Annotated in this window: 10 protein-coding genes and 1 pseudogene; 4 read left to right on the forward strand and 7 right to left on the reverse strand. The window is 61.1% G+C overall.

Annotation, left to right across the window (positions count from 1 at the left end; all coding sequences use genetic code 11):
- Positions 1-277: 277 nt before the first annotated feature.
- The gene (locus N8E88_RS04795; protein ID WP_262291382.1) at positions 278-11,713 is read left to right on the forward strand and encodes an autotransporter-associated beta strand repeat-containing protein; all 11,436 of its coding nucleotides are present in this window, start codon (positions 278-280) and stop codon (positions 11,711-11,713) included.
- Positions 11,714-12,025: 312 nt separating this feature from the next.
- Here N8E88_RS04795 and N8E88_RS04800 read toward each other — a convergent pair whose 3' ends face one another.
- The 3 genes from N8E88_RS04800 to N8E88_RS04810 all read right to left on the reverse strand — a co-directional run bounded on the left by N8E88_RS04800 (position 12,026) and on the right by N8E88_RS04810 (position 12,970).
- Positions 12,026-12,271: a hypothetical protein gene (locus N8E88_RS04800; RefSeq protein ID WP_262291383.1), complete on the reverse strand. Its 246-nt coding sequence runs from the start codon at positions 12,269-12,271 to the stop codon at positions 12,026-12,028.
- Between the two features lie 52 nt (positions 12,272-12,323).
- A complete protein-coding gene (locus tag N8E88_RS04805; protein WP_262291384.1) occupies positions 12,324-12,524 on the reverse strand; it encodes a hypothetical protein in 201 nt (66 codons plus the stop codon).
- 203 nt (positions 12,525-12,727) lie between these two features.
- Positions 12,728-12,970, reverse strand: a complete 243-nt coding sequence (locus N8E88_RS04810) for a Y4oE-related protein (protein WP_262291385.1) — start codon at positions 12,968-12,970, stop codon at positions 12,728-12,730.
- 134 nt (positions 12,971-13,104) lie between these two features.
- Between N8E88_RS04810 and hfq the strand changes: the two genes are divergently transcribed.
- Positions 13,105-13,341, forward strand: coding sequence for an RNA chaperone Hfq (gene hfq, locus N8E88_RS04815; RefSeq protein WP_262291386.1), 237 nt, complete (start codon positions 13,105-13,107; stop codon positions 13,339-13,341).
- Positions 13,342-13,381: 40 nt separating this feature from the next.
- Here hfq and N8E88_RS04820 read toward each other — a convergent pair whose 3' ends face one another.
- Positions 13,382-13,678: a hypothetical protein gene (locus tag N8E88_RS04820; RefSeq protein ID WP_262291387.1), complete on the reverse strand. Its 297-nt coding sequence runs from the start codon at positions 13,676-13,678 to the stop codon at positions 13,382-13,384.
- 177 nt (positions 13,679-13,855) lie between these two features.
- On the opposite strand from N8E88_RS04820, the gene N8E88_RS04825 reads away from it, so the two are divergent.
- On the forward strand, positions 13,856-14,269 hold the full coding sequence (locus tag N8E88_RS04825; RefSeq protein ID WP_262291388.1) for a cupin domain-containing protein: 414 nt from the start codon (positions 13,856-13,858) through the stop codon (positions 14,267-14,269).
- A gap of 199 nt (positions 14,270-14,468) precedes the next feature.
- Here N8E88_RS04825 and N8E88_RS04830 read toward each other — a convergent pair whose 3' ends face one another.
- Together N8E88_RS04830 and N8E88_RS04835 are read right to left on the reverse strand one after the other, a co-directional pair.
- Positions 14,469-14,654, reverse strand: a complete 186-nt coding sequence (locus N8E88_RS04830; RefSeq protein WP_315975207.1) for a DUF982 domain-containing protein — start codon at positions 14,652-14,654, stop codon at positions 14,469-14,471.
- A 44-nt stretch (positions 14,655-14,698) separates the two neighbouring features.
- Positions 14,699-15,022 carry a hypothetical protein gene (locus tag N8E88_RS04835; RefSeq protein WP_262291390.1) on the reverse strand — a complete coding sequence of 108 codons (324 nt, stop codon included), beginning with the start codon at positions 15,020-15,022 and terminating at the stop codon, positions 14,699-14,701.
- 480 nt (positions 15,023-15,502) lie between these two features.
- Here N8E88_RS04835 and N8E88_RS04840 point away from each other — a divergent pair, with 480 nt between their 5' ends.
- Positions 15,503-15,901: a hypothetical protein gene (locus N8E88_RS04840; RefSeq protein WP_262291391.1), complete on the forward strand. Its 399-nt coding sequence runs from the start codon at positions 15,503-15,505 to the stop codon at positions 15,899-15,901.
- A gap of 422 nt (positions 15,902-16,323) precedes the next feature.
- Here N8E88_RS04840 and N8E88_RS04845 read toward each other — a convergent pair.
- A pseudogene (locus N8E88_RS04845) lies at positions 16,324-17,046 on the reverse strand (IS6 family transposase).
- Between the last annotated feature and the right edge of the window lie 11 nt (positions 17,047-17,057).

The following is a 17,057-nucleotide window of genomic DNA, read 5'->3' on the forward strand; positions in this document are numbered from 1 at the left end:
TACCTAGCTAGTCTCGGGTTTTCGAGAACGTCTTATTATGCATTGACTTGGGGGGCAAAGCGACATGATGAGATCGAGCGGCGGCAAGACAACTCACGACTTTGCGCTGCCGGACAGACGCGAGCTGGGACCAGGCTCGGCAGCCTCGAACATCTGGGGGCATGACCCCGCACTTTCCGGGCGCGCATCCTCTCTGAAGGGCCCGGTCGGAGCAGGTAGGGCGGCTAGTCGTTCGCAAAGCTCCACGTTTGATTGGCGAATGATGCGTGGCGGCCGCATGACGAAGTGGAAAGGCGAGGTGGCGAGCTGCGCGCCTGCTGCGGCGCCGCTCGTTTCGTCCATGGTACGCGCGTGGGGCGCCCGGCTGCTGCCGGCAGCGTTGCTGATGGGACTTGCCGCGGGTTCGGCCAGCGGCGCCGACTTGTTCTGGGATGCCAACGGCACGAGCGTGGGGGCCGGTGGCGCCGGCACCTGGAACACCAGCACCGGCAATTGGAGCCTCAACAATGACGGGGTGAGCGGCCCGTACAATCCCTGGAACAATGGCGCCCTGGATAACGCCTTGTTCGCGGGCACCGCCGGCACGGTGACGCTCGGCGTGCCGATTACCGTCCATAACCTCACCTTCAACACCAGCGCCTATACGCTCACCGGCAACACACTGACGCTCGGCGGCGTGACGCCGACGATCACGGTGACCAGCGGCACTTCGACCATCAATTCCATCATCGCCGGCGCCGCGGGTCTGACCAAGGCGGGTGCGGGCTTCTTGACGCTGGGGGGTGCGAATACGTTTTCGGGAGGCGTGAACGTCAATGCTGGCACGTTGTTCCTTAGCGCTGCCAGTTCGTTCACCGGCAATATCAACCTCAACGGCGGCGTGCTGCGCGCCACCAACAACGCTGCCCTTGGCGCTGCCGGCAATACCATCACGACCACTGCCGACGCCACGCTCACCGTCGACTCCGGTACGACGAACAGAAATGTGTCGATCGCCGGCGGGAGCAGCCTCACCGTGACCGGGGCGGGGGTCGGTTCGGCGCTGTTCACCGGAAGCGGCAATCTCATTGTTACCAATGGGGTAGCGATGAGCAACGCCGCCAGTAACTACACCGGCACCACGACCTTCTACGCGGCCCCGGCCGGCCAGTTGGTTTTCGCGTTTAACTCGATCGGGAACCTCGGCGAAGCGAGTTCGCTGGGGGCTCCGACGACGGTGGCCAATGGCACCATCTCCTACATAGCCGGCCAGTTCGCCGACAATGTAAACTACACCGGGGACGGCGACAGCTCGAACCGCAACTGGTCGATCGCTCTCGCCAACTACGCGGCCTCGCTGAACAATAACGGCACGGGCACGCTGACCCTAACCGGCGACATTGGCATTGCGAATTCGGGAGCAGCAGGCTTCAGCGCGAGCCTTGCAGATTTGCAACTGCTAGGGGTGATCAGCGGCGGCGCCGGAGCAGGGGTGAGCTTCGGCGGCGGGGCCGGGCGCACGGTTACGCTCGGGAGCAGCAACAGCTTTACCGGTTCCGTGAGCATCGGCGGAGCCACCATCGTGGCGCCGACGCTTGCCAATTCGGGCATCGCCAGTTCGCTCGGGGCTGGCTCGATCGTTGCCCTGACCGATCGTGGCACCCTTAGCTACACAGGCGCCGGCGCGACCAGCAATCGTACCTGGACCAGCGATGGCGCGACCGCGATCAGCAACGACGGCACGGGCGTGCTGAACCTTGCCGGCAATCTTTCGTTCGTCGCCGGCGGGGTCGACACCCTTACCCTCGGCGGCGCCTATGCCGGCACCAACAGCCTCAATGGCGTGATTTCCGGTAGCGGCGGATTGGCCAGCAGTGGATCCGGCACCTGGGTGCTGAGCGGCGCCAACACCCGCAGCGGCACGATCACCATGAACGGCGGAACGCTGCGTGCCGGCAACGCGTCGGCTTTCGGCACGACGACCGGCCTGACGATCAATAGCGGCACGCTGGACCTCAACGGCTTCAACATGAGCACAGCAACGCTCGAGGGGACGGGTGGCACGCTCGCCCTGGGCAGTGGAAATCTGACGCTCAACGCTGCTTCCGGCAGCAAGACCTTCGCCGGCAGCATCACCGGTAGCGGCGGCCTCACCAAGCTGGGCGCCAGCACGCTGACCCTGACGGGTCAAAGCACCTATACCGGCGCCACCGCCATTGGTGGCGGCAGCACGCTGGCCCTGAACTTCGCCACAACAGCCGGAGGACCGACGAGTAATCTCCTTTCAAGCTCGTCCGCCCTGAATATGGGCGGCGGCACGCTCAACATCGTGGGCGCCGCCGGCGAGGCCGACAGCCAGACCTTCAACGGGCTGAACGTTACGTCCGGCAACAACCGCATGAACTCCACCGCCGGCGCCGGCGGGACGATGACCGTCAACCTCGGCGCGGTGACCCGCACCGGCGGGTTGATGGATTTCAGTTTCAACACCGGCGGCAGCTTCACAACCAGCAATGCCGACGGCGCACTCGGCGGCTGGGCAACGGTGAACGGCGAGGATTATGCGCAGGTTGCCGGTGGCGTCATCGCCGCATTCACGACCTATCAGAACAAGGACAATGCCGCGACCTGGGCGAATGGTGACATCGTCTCGGACGAGGGCGGCGCTGTCAACACCGCCTATAGTGGGACTGTAAGCGGCAGTGTCGCGCTGGGCGGTCTCAAATATACGGCGGCCGCCAATTCGACAGTGACAGTCGGCTTGGGAAATACGCTGAGCGTCGACGGCGCCATCATCGTTGCAAGTTCCGTCGGCAATTTCAACCAGACCATTCAGGGCGGCTCGATCACCGGCGGGCCGGGCGGCGGCACGCTGGGCGTCATCCAGAACAGCACGGGCACGGGCACCTTCACCATTGCTTCGACCATCGTCGACAATGGCGGGGCGACCGCCTTCGCCAAAGCCGGCACCGGCAAGGTCGCACTCTCAGGCGCCAACACCTACACTGGCGGCACGACGATCAGCGGCGGCACGCTTTCCGTCAACAGCATCGCCAATGGCGGACAGGCAAGCGCCATCGGCGCGTCCGGGAGTTCCTCGGACAACCTCGTCATCGAGGGTTCGACGCTGCAATATTCCGGCATCACGACCACGAGCGACCGGGGATTCACGCTGGTCACCAGCGGTGCCATAACGGCCGGGACGATCGATGTCGCCAACGCCGGTGCCAATCTGACATTTTCCGGTCTAGTGACCAGCCCGGACAATGCCGGTCTCACCAAAACCGGCGCCGGCACGCTGACGCTCGCCAACGCCGGCAATGACTATGTAGGCGTGACGACCGTCGCCGGCGGCACATTGGCGGCAACCACGCTCGCCGATGGCGGCGCAAACAGTTCCATCGGCGCGTCGAGCAGTGCCTCCTCCAATCTCGTGCTGCAAGGTGGCGGCAAGCTTGGTTATATCGGGGCCACCACCAACAGCGACCGCGGCTTCACGCTCGGCACCGGCGGTGGCGGTATCGACGTGAGCAGCGCGGCCACGACACTGACGCTTAGCGGCACTGCGGTGGGCACCGGATCGCTGACCAAGACCGGAGCCGGCACGCTGGTGCTGTCCGGCACCAATACATACAGCGGCGGCACCACCATCAGCGCCGGTACGCTACGCGCCGGGTCGGCTCAGGCCTTTGGCACGGGCCTCGTGACGCTGGCCAACACCAACAGCGCGACGCTGGACATCAACGGCTTCAACACCACATTCAGCGCGCTTCAAGGCGGGGGGCCTAGCGGGGGCAATGTGGCGCTGGGGGCAGCGACGCTGACGCTGAGCGGGGGGACCGGCACTTATGCCGGCGTCATCAGCGGCACCGGCAAACTGGCGCTCATCGCTGGCGCCAACCAGACGATGACCGGCTGCAACCACACCTATACCGGCGGCACCACCATCACCGGCAGCACGTTGAACGTCGATTGCCTGGCAAACGGCTTGCAGCCGAGCGGCATCGGCGCATCGGGCGCCGCATCCTCCAACCTGTCGATCGGCGGCGGCGGGGTGCTCCAATACTCGGGCCCCAGCATCGCCATTGACCGCGGCCTCACCGTCTCCGGCGGCGACGGCTACGTCAATGTCGCGGCCGCAACGACCCTCGGGCTCGGGGGAGCGGTGGTCGGTCCGGGCAGGCTGCGAGCCAGCGGCGGCGGCGTCCTGGTGCTCTCTGGCGTAAATACGTTCAGTGGGGACCTCGTCGTTGACGCAGGTGTGATGCGTGCCGGCTCGAACAGCGCGTTCGGCACTGGGTTCGCCACCGTGCGGTTTGCCGGATCGCTCGACCTGGCCAACTTCAACAATAGCGTCTACGGCCTATCGGACGGTGCCACCGCCGGTGGCTCCGTCACCCTGGGTTCGGGCACGCTGACTATCACTAACGGCGGCAGTGTAAGCTACGGCGGCGTGATCAGCGGCAGCGGAGGCCTGATCAAGAACGGTGCCGGAATACAGGGAATTTCAGGGTGCAATAACAGTTACTCCGGCTCTACGGTGATCAACGGCGGCGCGGTTAACGTCTACTGCCTGGCAAACGGAGGAACAAACAGTTCGATCGGCGCCTCGGCGGCCAGCGCCACCAATCTCGTCCTCAATGGTGGACTGCTGCGGTACTTCGGAGCCGCCGCCAGCACAGACCGGCAGTTCACCTTGGGGACGACCGCCGGCAGCGGTCTGGACGCACAGGGGTCGGGCCCGATCAATTTCACCAGCACCGCGCCGATCACGCTTACAGGGACCAACGCGGCCCGCACCCTGACGCTCACCGGGACGAACACGGCGAACAACTCCCTGGGCGCCCTTATCGCCGACAACGGCACGGGCAAGACCGCGCTGACCAAGAGCGGCACCGGCACGTGGATCCTGACCAACTCCAACAGCACGTATACTGGCGTCACCACGATTAGTGGCGGCGTGCTGGGCGTCGACAAGCTCGCGAACGGCGGCGAGGCAAGCAGCATCGGCGCCTCAGGCGCCGCAGCCACCAATTTGATCATCGGCAGCGGCTCGACCTTGCGCTACACAGGCGCCGGCGACACCACCAACCGGCTGTTCACGCTCCAAACCGGCGTCACCTTCATCGAGTCTTCCGGCACCGGGGCGATCGTCTTCACCGATACGGGTCCCGTAACGCTGCAAACCCCCAATGTGGCGCGCACGATCGCGCTCGGCGGCACGAACAATGGCCTCAATACGCTGGCCGGTTCGATTGGCAATGCAGGCACCGGCGTCACCACGCTGGCCAAGAACGACAGCGGTACCTGGGTGCTGACCGGCAACAACACCTTCACCGGCAACACCGTCATCAATGACGGCAATCTGATGATCGGCAATGGCGGCACATCAGGCAATGCCGGCGCCGGCAACGTCATCGTCAATGCCGCGAGCTCGACGTTGTCGATCAACCGCAGCGACACGTTCAACTTCACCGGTACGCTCAGCGGTCCCGGAGCGCTGGCGCAGATCGGCACCGGCACCACGGTGCTGACGTCGGCCGGCAACGCCATCGGCGCCACCAGCGTCAACGCCGGCACGCTGCAAGTGAACGGCGCCCTGACCACGGCGACGATCGCCATGAACGGCGCCGGCATCCTGACCGTGAATGGTACGGTGGGTGCGACCGCCGGCGGCACGACGAGCTTCACCGGCGATGCCGGAGCAAGCACGATCAACGTCAATGCCGGCGGCACGCTGCGGGGCAACGGCGATCTCGGAGGCGGCAACGACGTCATGAACGTGTCGGGTACGCTCGCCACCGGCGGCGCAGCGCTCAACCTGGGCGCCGGCAACGATACGCTGGTTCTCAACGACACTGCCGTGCTCAGCGGCGTTGGCTTCAACGCCGGCACCGGCGGCGAGACCGGCACTGGTGATACCCTGCAGGTGGTCACCACCGCGGGGCGGACCCTCGATGGCGCCAACGTCACCAGCTTCGAGAGTCTGCTCAAGCAGGGCAACGGCATTCTGACGCTCACTGGCGCGTTCGACTTCTCTGCGGGGACGACGGTCCAGGCAGGCGTGCTGGCGCTCGGCAACGGGACAACGGCGGGTTCGGTTGCAGGGGACATCGTCAACAACGCGCAGGTTTCGTTCAACAGCCCGGGCTCGCAGACCTATGCCGGAACGATCAGCGGGACCGGCAGCGTGGTCAAGAACGGCACCGGCACGATGGTGCTTACCGGCGATAACGCCTATTCCGGCACTACGGACGTGTTCCAGGGCGCTCTGATCGTCAATGGCGATCAGTCAGGTGCGACGGGCAATACCCTGGTGACCAACTCAGGAACACTGGGCGGGTCGGGCGTGATCGGCGGGAATGTGAATGTGGCGTCCCTCGGCCGGCTCAGCCCAGGAGATCCGGGCAACTCGCCCGGCACGCTCACGATCAACGGCAACCTATTGCTCGGATCGGCGACGAAGCTTGACTTCGACTTCGGCCAGGCGAACGTACCCGGCGGCGCGTTCAATGACCTCATCAATGTCGGCGGCAATCTGACCCTCGATGGTACACTCAACGTGACACAGAGCCCCGGCGGCAATTTCGGGCCGGGCGTCTACCGCGTCATCAGCTATGGCGGCGCGCTGACCAACAACGGTCTTAACGTCGGTTCGTCTGACTATTTCGTCCAGACCTCGGTCGCCAATCAGGTCAACCTGGTCAATTCGGCCGGGCTGGCGCTCAGCTACTGGGACGGCGACGCCGGTCCGCACTCCAACAGCATCGTCAATGGTGGCAACGGCACGTGGCGCGCTGCCGGCGACCAGAACTGGACCGATGCCACCGGCGTTTTCGCCGCTCCGTTCGCCAATGCCAGCTTCGCTGTTTTCCAGGGCGTCGCGGGCACGGTGAACATCGACAACACCAACGGCCAGGTACAGGCCGCGGGGATGCAGTTCGCTACCGACGGCTACCTGGTCCAGGGCGGCCCGATCGACCTGGTGGGTGGCTCAAGCATCATCCGCGTCGGCGACGGCACGGCAGGCGGCGCCTTCTATACGGCGACCATCGCCTCCAACCTTACCGGCAGCAGCCAGTTGGTGAAGACCGATCTCGGCACGCTAGTTCTCTCCGGAACCAACAGCTACACCGGCGGCACGATCATCAATGGCGGAACAGTCCGGATTTCTCTGGACACCAATCTCGGCGACGCGGCGGGCGGTCTGTCGTTCGGCGGCGGCACGCTGAACACGGTTGCCGACATGACGACCGGGCGAGTTGTTACGCTCGCCGGTGCCGGCACGTTCCTGACCAATGCCGGCACGACGACCACATTGACCGGAGGCATCACCGGGGCAGGCGGGCTTGCCAAGGACGGCGCCGGCGCGCTGGTGGTTGCCGGCGATGCCGTGCATTCGGGCGGCACGACGATCACGGCGGGCATCCTGCAGGTCGGCAACGGGGCGACGACCGGCACACTGGCCGGGGATGTAACCAATAACGCCACGCTCGCCTTCGATCGTTCCGATGCCCTCATCTTTGCAGGCGCTGTTACGGGAACCGGCGCTGTCGACCAAACAGGAACCGGCACCACGATTCTAACGGCCAACAGCAGCTACAGCGGCGGCACGACGATCTCCGCCGGCACGCTGCAGCTCGGCAATGGCGGGGCCACGGGCTCGATTACCGGGGATGTGGTGGACGACGGTACGCTGGCGTTCAACCGAAGCGATATCCATACGTTCGGGGGCGTGATCTCCGGCAGCGGCGCGGTGAACCAGATCGGCACCGGCACGACCATCCTGACCCAGAACAACACCTATGCCGGCGCGACCAATGTGCTGGCCGGCAGCCTTCAGATCGACGGCGACCAGTCCGCGGCGACCGGGCTTACCTCGGTAGCCAATGGCGGCACGCTCGGTGGCACAGGCATCATCGGCGGCGATGTCGTTGTCGCCGATGGCGGTGCAATGAACCCTGGCGATCTCGTCGGTGCGCCGGGAACGCTCACCATCAATGGCGGTCTCACAACCAGCAGCGGCTCGAGCTTCAACTACGATTTTGGTCAGGCGAATGTACCCGGCGGGGCCTTCAATGACCTGACCGAGGTCCAGGACGACCTCGTGTTGGATGGCACGATCAACGTGGCCGTTTCTGCCGGGGGAACGCTCGGCCCCGGCCTTTACCGGGTGATCAGCTATGGCGGCACTCTCACCGACAACGGCCTGGACATCGGCACCATCCCTTCGCCGGACTTCTCCGTGCAGACCTCGGTCGCCCAGCAGGTCAACCTGGTCAACACAGCCGGACTGACGCTGAACTATTGGGACGGCGCCGCCGGACCGAAGAACGACAGCGCGGTCAACGGCGGCGACGGGCTGTGGCAGAATTCGACAGGCAACGACAACTGGACCGACAGCGCCGGTAGCCTCAACGCTCCCTTCAGCGACAGCGCGTTTGCCATTTTTGCCGGCGCCGCGGGAACCGTAACGGTCGACAACAGCCTGGGCGGCGTCAGCGCCCTGGGCATGCAGTTCGCCACCGACGGCTACCTGATCCAGGGCAATGACATCGCCCTGGTCGGCCCGCAGTCGATCATCCGCGTCGGCGACGGTACGGCCGCTGGTTCGACCTATGTCGCGACCATCGCCTCCAGCCTGACCGGCAGCACCCAGCTGGCGAAGACTGATCTCGGCACGCTGGTGCTCTCTGGAACCAACAGCTACACGGGCGGCACTTCTATCGACGGCGGCACTGTAAGGGTCGCCGCGGACGCCAATCTCGGCGACGCGGCCGGCGGCTTGGTCTTCGACAGCGGCACGTTGCACAACACCGCGGCCTTCAGTTCCGCGCGCGGCGTGACGCTCAACGCCGGTGGCGGCACGCTTCAGACCGATGCCGACCTGACCTGGTCGGGCGTGATCGGCGGCACGGGGGCGCTTGCCAAGACCGGCAACAGCACACTCGTTCTCACCGCCGGCAACAGCTACACCGGCCCGACCACGGTCTCGGCGGGCAGCCTGTTCGTCAACGGCAACCAGAGCGGGGCGACCGGGCTAACCTCGGTCAGGAACAGCGCCACGCTCGGCGGCACCGGCACGGTCGGCGGTAACGTCACGATCGCCGACGGAGCCATCTTGTCGCCCGGAGCGGCCGATGGCACCCCCGGTACGCTCGCCATCGCGGGCAATCTGACGCTCTCCGGCGGTTCGACCCTGAACTACAGCTTCGGTGAGGCGAATGTTGCAGGCGGCTCGCTGAACGACCTGACCACGGTCGGCGGCAATCTCTTGCTTGACGGCACGCTCAACGTGTCGGTTTCTCCAGGCGGCACGTTTGGCCCCGGTGTCTACCGGGTGTTCAGCTACAGCGGCGCGCTGACGAACAACGGTCTTTCGATCGGCACGATCCCTTCGACCGACTATTTTGTCCAGACGGCAATCGCCAATCAAGTCAACCTCATCAACACGGAAGGCTTGACGTTGAACTATTGGGATGGCGCTGCAGGTCCGCAGAACAATGGCGTCATCGATGGTGGCGACGGGCTGTGGCAGAACGCAACCGGCAACGAAAACTGGACCGACAGCACAGGCGCGGTCAACGCACCCTATACGGATGCGGCCTTCGCGATATTCGCGGGCGCGGCCGGCACGGTGACAGTGGACAACAGCCTTGGCCAGATCTCGGCTTCAGGCATGCAGTTCGCAACCGACGGCTACCTCATTCAAGGCGGCCCCCTTGAGCTCGCCGGTCCATCATCGATCATCCGTGTCGGTGATGGCACCACGGCGGGAGCCGGATACACAGCGACAATCGCATCGGCGCTCGGCGGTAGTTCGCAACTTGTAAAGACTGACCTCGGGACGCTCGTTCTTACGGGCGCAAATACATATACGGGCGGTACGACAATCGAGGGCGGTACGCTTGAGGTCTCCAGCGATGCAAATCTGGGCGCCGCCGCAGGCGCTCTCACTCTCGAGAACGGCGCGCTCCACACGACCGCCAGTTTTGCCAGCGCTCGTTCGATCAGCCTGGGAACACTCGGCACCATAGTGACGGATCCTGGAACGGTGCTGACATTAAATGGAGCACTCTCTGGCGCCGGGAACCTCGTCAAGGACGGCTCCGGCACGACGATGCTGGGCGCCGACAGTTCCGGCTTCACCGGCACGACGTCCGTCGAGGCTGGCATCCTTGCCGTCAATGGCAGTTTGTGCGGCGACGTGAATGTGCTGGCCGGCGGGCGGCTGCAAGGCATCGGTACAGTCTGCGACACCAACAATGCGGGCACTGTCGCGCCGGGCAATTCGATCGGTACGCTGACCGTGGCTGGCAACTATGTCGGCAATGGCGGCCAGCTCGAGATCGAGACCGCGCTTGGCGGCGATGCCTCACCCACAGATAGGCTGGTGGTTACCGGCGACACGGCCGGCAGTACCAATGTAAAAGTAATCAATGTCGGCGGCATAGGGGCGCAGACGGTCGAGGGTATCAAGATCGTCGATATTGGCGGCGCGTCGAATGGCGCCTTCAGCTTGCTCGGCGATTATGTGATCAATGGCGAACAGGCGGTCGTTGCCGGCGCCTATGGCTATACCTTGCAAAAGAATGGCGTGAGCACGCCGAGCGATGGCGACTGGTACTTGCGATCGGGCCTGACATCGCCGAGCGCACCTGGCGAGCCCGGAAATCCTGGCGAACCCGGCGGTCCGATCTACCAGCCCGGAACGCCTCTCTATGAAGCTTATGCACAGGTGCTGCAGAGCCTCAATGGTGTCTCGACCTTGCAGCAGCGTGTCGGCAATCGCTATTGGGCAGGCGCAGGCAACAGCGCACTGGCACAAGGCGATGGCCCCGGAACGCTGGAAGCTGCTCCGGCACCTTCGCAAGGTGGTGACGTCGCTATCGACCAGCGGGGGATCTGGGCCCGCATCGAAAGTGCGCATGGCAAGTTCGAGCCAAGGACATCGACCACAGGCGCCGATTACGATATCGACACCTGGAAGGTAGAGACCGGCATTGATGGGCAGTTCTACGAGAGCGACGCCGGCAAGTTGATTGGCAGTCTGACTGCTCATTATGGCCATGCCTCGGCCGACATTACCTCGTTCTTCGGCGATGGCTCGATCGACACCGACGGTTATGGCCTGGGCGGCACGCTGACATGGTATGGCCAGAACGGCTTTTATGTCGACGGACAGGCACAAGCGACCTGGTATGACAGCGATCTGACTTCAAGCACACTCGGCACCAGCCTTACCGACGGCAACAATGGCTTCGGCTATGCCTTCAGCCTTGAGACGGGAAAGCGCATCGATCTTGACCAGAGCTGGACCCTGACGCCGCAGGCGCAGCTTGCCTACTCCAATGTCGATATCGACGACTTCACCGACCCGTTCGGTGCAGACGTGTCGTTTGGCAGCGGCGACAGCCTCAAGGGCAGGATTGGACTTTCCGCCGATTACCAGAATGCCTGGGAAGATGGCGCCGGCAAGCCAACCCGCACCAATCTTTATGGCATCGCCAATCTTTATTATGAGTTCCTCGACGGCAACGAGACCGATGTCTCGGGTGTGAACTTTGCCACGGCCAACGACCGCACCTGGGGTGGTATCGGTGCTGGCGGCAGCTATAACTGGAATGACGACAAATATTCGCTCTATAGCGAGGTTTCCATCAACACCAGCCTGTCCAACTTCGCCCACAGCTACAGTCTCAATGGCACGGCGGGGTTCCGGGTGAAGTTCTGAGGTACAGCCTGAGTGAAAACCCTTGGTGTAGCTCAGGAGTTTCCTGAGCTCCGCCGAGGGCACATTCTCCTACGAGTCCGTTCCGGGCTCCACCTCATCTTGAGACCGTTTCAAGCTCCACATGGCGCGCTGAATTTCATGGTCGGTCCAGCCGACAGCTACGGCATCCCGGACTAATCGATATATCGCCGCGGCTGACAGATCATTTTTAACGATCGCGTTAAATCGAGGCCCAATAGCTTTCTCGCACTCAAACCATCGGTTGGGATGTTCGATAGGAAGGAGAGGACGATCTATCTGAGCCATAGGCCTCTAAACCTCAAAGAAGGTCCTAGTCTTCAAATCAATATCGGCATCACTTAGAGCCTTGGCAACCAAAAGATTGCGCACACCGTCCCGAACTTCATCCTTGTTCCAGCCAACGGCCAGCGCCTCGTCTAGAAGGACCATCAGCTGCCGCTTTTCCATCAATTCGAAGAACCGCACTTCGAGAGCTTCCTCGCACAAGCCACGCCGATCTGGGTGGTCGACAGAAACGCGAGGTCCACGCATTACCATAGTCTCTCTCCAACTCTTAGCCGGCCCGACGTTCGTGCGAAATTTCGATGCTTTATTCGCCGAAACAAAGCATTCCCCTCACTCGCCATACGCTTTTTATTTTTTGGTGAATTTCGTCCGCAGTACGATGGGGAAAGTCCTTGCCGAGGGCCGCGGCCATTATCGATGCGTTGGTTATCTTGGGGCGGGATTCATAAGCGATTCTGGCCTGCGCCTTGATCTCAACCATAAGTCTTCTGTCGTCGTCGATCATGCTGTCGCCCCGTTGATTTTGCTACCATATCAGATGCTCCCCCTGTCGCCCAGCGGACGATGCCATATTCTCTAGCGCTGTTCGAGTGGCGACGAGGCAACGGGGACCCCAGGCACGAAAAAAGTCAGGGGCCGGCGGCTTGCGGGTGAGAATACCTACAATGGGAACGTGAATATGACGTTCACATTGTCAAACTAATCCGTCTAAAAATGACCTATTTGGAAGAGTCGGCGGGCAACCCGGGCATACGCCCCTCCGATATGAGCCGCATTTGTTAGCTTCAGAAACAGATCAAACCAAAACTGAAACTCGAGCGATTTTCGACCGTCATCCACCGCCACCGTACAATAGGCAACCGACGTCGTCGGGTCTTTGCCATATTTATCGATCGCAGTCTTGATCGCTTCTTCTTCGGTAAAGACATTCCAGCCTTCAACTACTGCCATGACATCTCACGCGGCCCGTTCCTGACTATTTCTCACACTGGACTTATTATTCACCTTCTGCTGGAGCAAAGATTTGCTTCCACCTTAGAACTTTATGTGAGACACGTTTGCTGATCGCACAAAAGGACAAACAATTGGCTGAACGATTGCAGACTCTTCAGGACCTTTTTCTGGATTCGGTGAGCAAACAGAAGAGTTCTCTGACGATTTTCCTTATTAATGGTGTGAAATTGACCGGAATTGTCACGTATTTCGACAATTACTGTGTGTTTTTGCGCCGTGACGGCCATTCACAGATTGTCTACAAACACGCTATCTCGACAATCATGCCGAGCCAGCCCGTGCAAATGTTCGAAGCTGAAGGCGACTGAGACAAATTTCACAAGAGAACTGAGGCGTAACGCACAAAAATTAGCGACAAAGTCCGTTCCCTGCTATTGCCTGCCTGACATTTCTAACGCTTTGGCTGACCGGGTAAACCGCGCTTGTCATATAAAATAAGAGCGACGGACCAGGTCTTTTGATAGATTTCGAGGCGGTGAGGTTTGGCCTTGGGCCAAGCCTTGGTACGGGTAAATACGTCGCAAATGTAAGAAGGCTGTTTTCTTCGTTGCCCGCGATCTGGTCGAAATTAATGGTCATGGTCGGTCGTTCGAGACTTTGAGGTTCAGATGCAAGCAATGCGATATAGTAGATTGCGAACGCCATGGCCGTCTCCCTCAACACAATCGGTGCGTTGATCGACAACGCACGCGCGTGGCCGCATGCCATTGGGTGAAACTGAATCTGGCTAGCGGCAGTCTTCTGACCCGACGGCAGAGATGTAATTGGCACGCGGCCATGTTAGTGTTTGGAGTTCGGTCCTGATTTCGATGGAGGAGAGCGATGGACGCAAAATCAAAGCCCACCTGCCGTATTGTTAAGCCGCATCACACCTATGGCGGCAAGCAGGGTTTCAACTATTTCGAGGGCATCGCCGCGGAGACAGTCGGATCAACGGGTATCTGCATGCATTTGCTCACTATCCCGCCAGGCGCGCGCGCCAAGGCGCATCTTCACGAGGCTCACGAGACGGCGATCTATGTGCTGTCCGGCGAAGCGCATACCTGGTATGGCGATCGGCTGGAGGAGCATGTCGTCGTGCATGCCGGGGAGCTTTTCTACATTCCGGCCGGCGTCCCGCATCTTCCAGCCAATCTCAGCAGTACGCCTTGCACGGCGATCATCGCCCGCACTGACCCCAACGAGCAGGAAAGCGTTGTACTGCTGCCGGAGCTGGATGCATTGGTGCCCGCTTAAGCCGCTACATCAATCAATGAATTCCGAGCGGTGAGGCTTGGCCTCATTGCGATTTGGAAGAATATCTTCGGACAGGTCTGTAAGCGTTGCGCTGTTAGCGGAAGACTGGCGGTAAAACTAAAAAACCTAAAGCCGCTTGTGTGTAATGTAAATGCCTGCCTCTTTGGCGGCTTGAATGAAGGGGTCTCGACAGGTCGTGTCAAGTGACGTTTCCAGCAAGCGCATTGAGACATGCTTGTTTTGCTGCTTGGAGCTCGTCGCCGTTCCTTATCGGCCAGCGCGCAACGAGCCATACCGCTGCTTCCCTCACAGACACAATATCTCTCGCTTGACCAAATTGATCGGCAATGGTCACAGACGGGAACGGAAACTCGCGCATGCCCATAAATGCGCGGTCACGTGTGAGACCGGTAATTTCTCTGGGGTGACTCAGCCACCAATTATTAACGTCGTAGGTTTCACCATCGTCGCATCACTCACGGAGGCGGCGATGGCGATGGAATGGACGATGACAATCGAGGGGAAGAACGAGTTCGGCGACGTTTCTAAGCGAACCGGCGAAACAGCGCCGGCGTGAAAGTCGATGTAGACGCATGTGCGCTCATCAACGTTTCTGTCGCTTCGGAACGAAACATCTGCAACGAAACTGCATAGCAACTGGTGTCCCAGCTTGATACGAAATTGTTGAACAAAATCTGCTAGCGCTTGCCAATTTGCGTCGGCGTCGCCGAGCACAAGCGGTGTTTCGCTCATTTCACGACCTTCACCTCGGATTGCAGGCTGCGCCAAGCCTCAAGGAAACGCGTAAAAACACAACGCACTGGGCAAGTGATGGTTGCGGAGCCTACGGGGTGTTATGGGATTTTGTCCAGATCGCCTCATGAAGCCTTTGCGCGAATTGAGGGTCGCTAGTCCGAATTCATCCGGTATCTGCTTTTCATGTATCAGACAGCAAGGCTTTCAGGATTGCCCGGTGCCCGCAAACTATCAAGGGATAAGCTTCCCGGTCCAACCGAGTGAAGATGCCTGGCTGGTTCTTAGCCGCCCGGATGTAATGGGCGACTGTCGCGGCGTTCACCGCGAACAGCCGGTCATTTGCGAAGCCAGCACGTTTTCGTGAATGAGATCCCCCAGCCATATCGTGATTGGACTTCACGATCCGCTGGAGTCACGCTTGGCTCGGGTATAAGTCGATAATGGGCGGACCAACTATCGTTCGAATAGGAGGCCAAAATGAAGCACCATGCACTCGAGCAACTGCTGAGCGTCGCCGCGGTCGATCAGGACTACCCGCGCCAGACTATGTCGCGAGGTGAACGTCTTGAACGCTGGGCGGAGCTCCTCGAACGGAATCCCGACCGGCGCCTCGCGACGCTGCACCAAACCGAGTATCAGCCGGCAAGAGAACGCGCGGCCATGCGCGGAGACAGCACGCCGATCTCGGTCGCTTTCGCGGATCCTGTCCTCCGCGCAGCCGGGTTGGAAAACGACAGTTACGGCGAAGCGAAGCGGTTCTTCGAACTTTCCGACGAGCAATTGCACGAGGTCATCTGCTATTGCCATTACGGTGCGACGGTGAACGCGGCGACGGCCGCCCGTCACATCCGAGAAGCCAGGTCCGACTGGTTGTAGTTGAATTTTGATCCGCTGGCTCGTGACTGAGCGTAACAATCTCGCCGGTCCGTGCGCGAGTTATTGAGCGATCGATCAGCGAGGGTTAGGTTGTCGAACGCCGCTGAACCGACTCAGCAACTGAATCATTTCTTCCGTCGGCTCGGCTGTGTGGACAAGAGTGAGCGTTATTTCTCCTTTGAAAGAGGATCAGCATGTTGGTGGCTATTGCAGCGATCAAGGCCATGATGGTTGAGCGCCGGAATTAGCCGATTGAACTGGCGGACGGATGGCTCGTCGTGGCGATGCTGAGCGTCGGACTTGCGTATGTTGAAGGCGGACGCGTTTCGCGCGAATTCGGCGGGACGGCGACCCTGTGCTGGGCTCAGCCGCTGCCTTCCGGTGAATGGGTAGTGTCTCGGTTTGAATTTCCCGATACGACACTAGCGGATATCGAAGCGTCGGATCAGGCCGTTCTCTATCCGAAAAATATGGCCGCGGGCTTGCAGTCTGTGGTTGCGAATTTTGTTAGCGGAAGGTTTTGTGCGATCTGGAACGAAGAGATTGCGGACGGCGGAGAACAGCGAAACGAAATGCTGCAAGCTTCCGATTGAACGGAAGCCCTGTCGCATTCGTTCCCGCTTTCTAAACGGCAGATGAGAGTTCTCCGCCCGGTTGTTCAAGCCTTTGTGTGAGCGATGCTCGACATCCGGCATGACCTGGCGCTTTGCTGCTCCATAGGAGCGGAGTTTATCGGTTATTATCCGCTTGGGTGAAAGGCCTTGTTTCTTCAAGAGCCGGGTCAGCAAACGTCTGGCAGCCTTGGTATTGCGGTGAACCTGCACGATTTCGTCAAGAACATAGCCATCTTGATCGACAGCCCGCCACAACCAGCATTTCATGCCATTGATGCGAACTGCAACCTCGTCGAGATACCAGACATCACTGCCGGAAGGTGGCTTTCGGAGAATGCGTTAAGCATAATCGGAGCCATGTCTCCTGCCCCACCGGCGGATCGTTTCATAGGAGACAGCGATCCCGTGCTCGAGCAACATTTCCTCAACGTGGCGCAGGCTCAACGGAAACCGGTAATAGAGCCAAACAGCGCGGGCGATAATCTCTGGCGGGAACCGGTGGTTTTTGTAATGGGCGATGGGCTGGCTCATCCAGAACCGTC

Source organism: Phyllobacterium zundukense, from assembly GCF_025452195.1.
GTDB classification, from domain to species: domain Bacteria; phylum Pseudomonadota; class Alphaproteobacteria; order Rhizobiales; family Rhizobiaceae; genus Phyllobacterium; species Phyllobacterium zundukense_A.

Bases quoted from the DNA above. Each gene is read 5' to 3' on its own strand.
- N8E88_RS04795 (WP_262291382.1), top strand. From the start codon at position 278: ATGACGAAGTGGAAAGGCGAGGTGGCGAGCTGCGCGCCTGCTGCGGCG.
- N8E88_RS04800 (WP_262291383.1), bottom strand. From the start codon at position 12,271: ATGGTAATGCGTGGACCTCGCGTTTCTGTCGACCACCCAGATCGGCGT.
- N8E88_RS04805 (WP_262291384.1), bottom strand. From the start codon at position 12,524: ATGATCGACGACGACAGAAGACTTATGGTTGAGATCAAGGCGCAGGCC.
- N8E88_RS04810 (WP_262291385.1), bottom strand. From the start codon at position 12,970: ATGGCAGTAGTTGAAGGCTGGAATGTCTTTACCGAAGAAGAAGCGATC.
- N8E88_RS04820 (WP_262291387.1), bottom strand. From the start codon at position 13,678: ATGGCGTTCGCAATCTACTATATCGCATTGCTTGCATCTGAACCTCAA.
- N8E88_RS04825 (WP_262291388.1), top strand. From the start codon at position 13,856: ATGGACGCAAAATCAAAGCCCACCTGCCGTATTGTTAAGCCGCATCAC.
- N8E88_RS04830 (WP_315975207.1), bottom strand. From the start codon at position 14,654: ATGGGCATGCGCGAGTTTCCGTTCCCGTCTGTGACCATTGCCGATCAA.
- N8E88_RS04835 (WP_262291390.1), bottom strand. From the start codon at position 15,022: ATGAGCGAAACACCGCTTGTGCTCGGCGACGCCGACGCAAATTGGCAA.
- N8E88_RS04840 (WP_262291391.1), top strand. From the start codon at position 15,503: ATGAAGCACCATGCACTCGAGCAACTGCTGAGCGTCGCCGCGGTCGAT.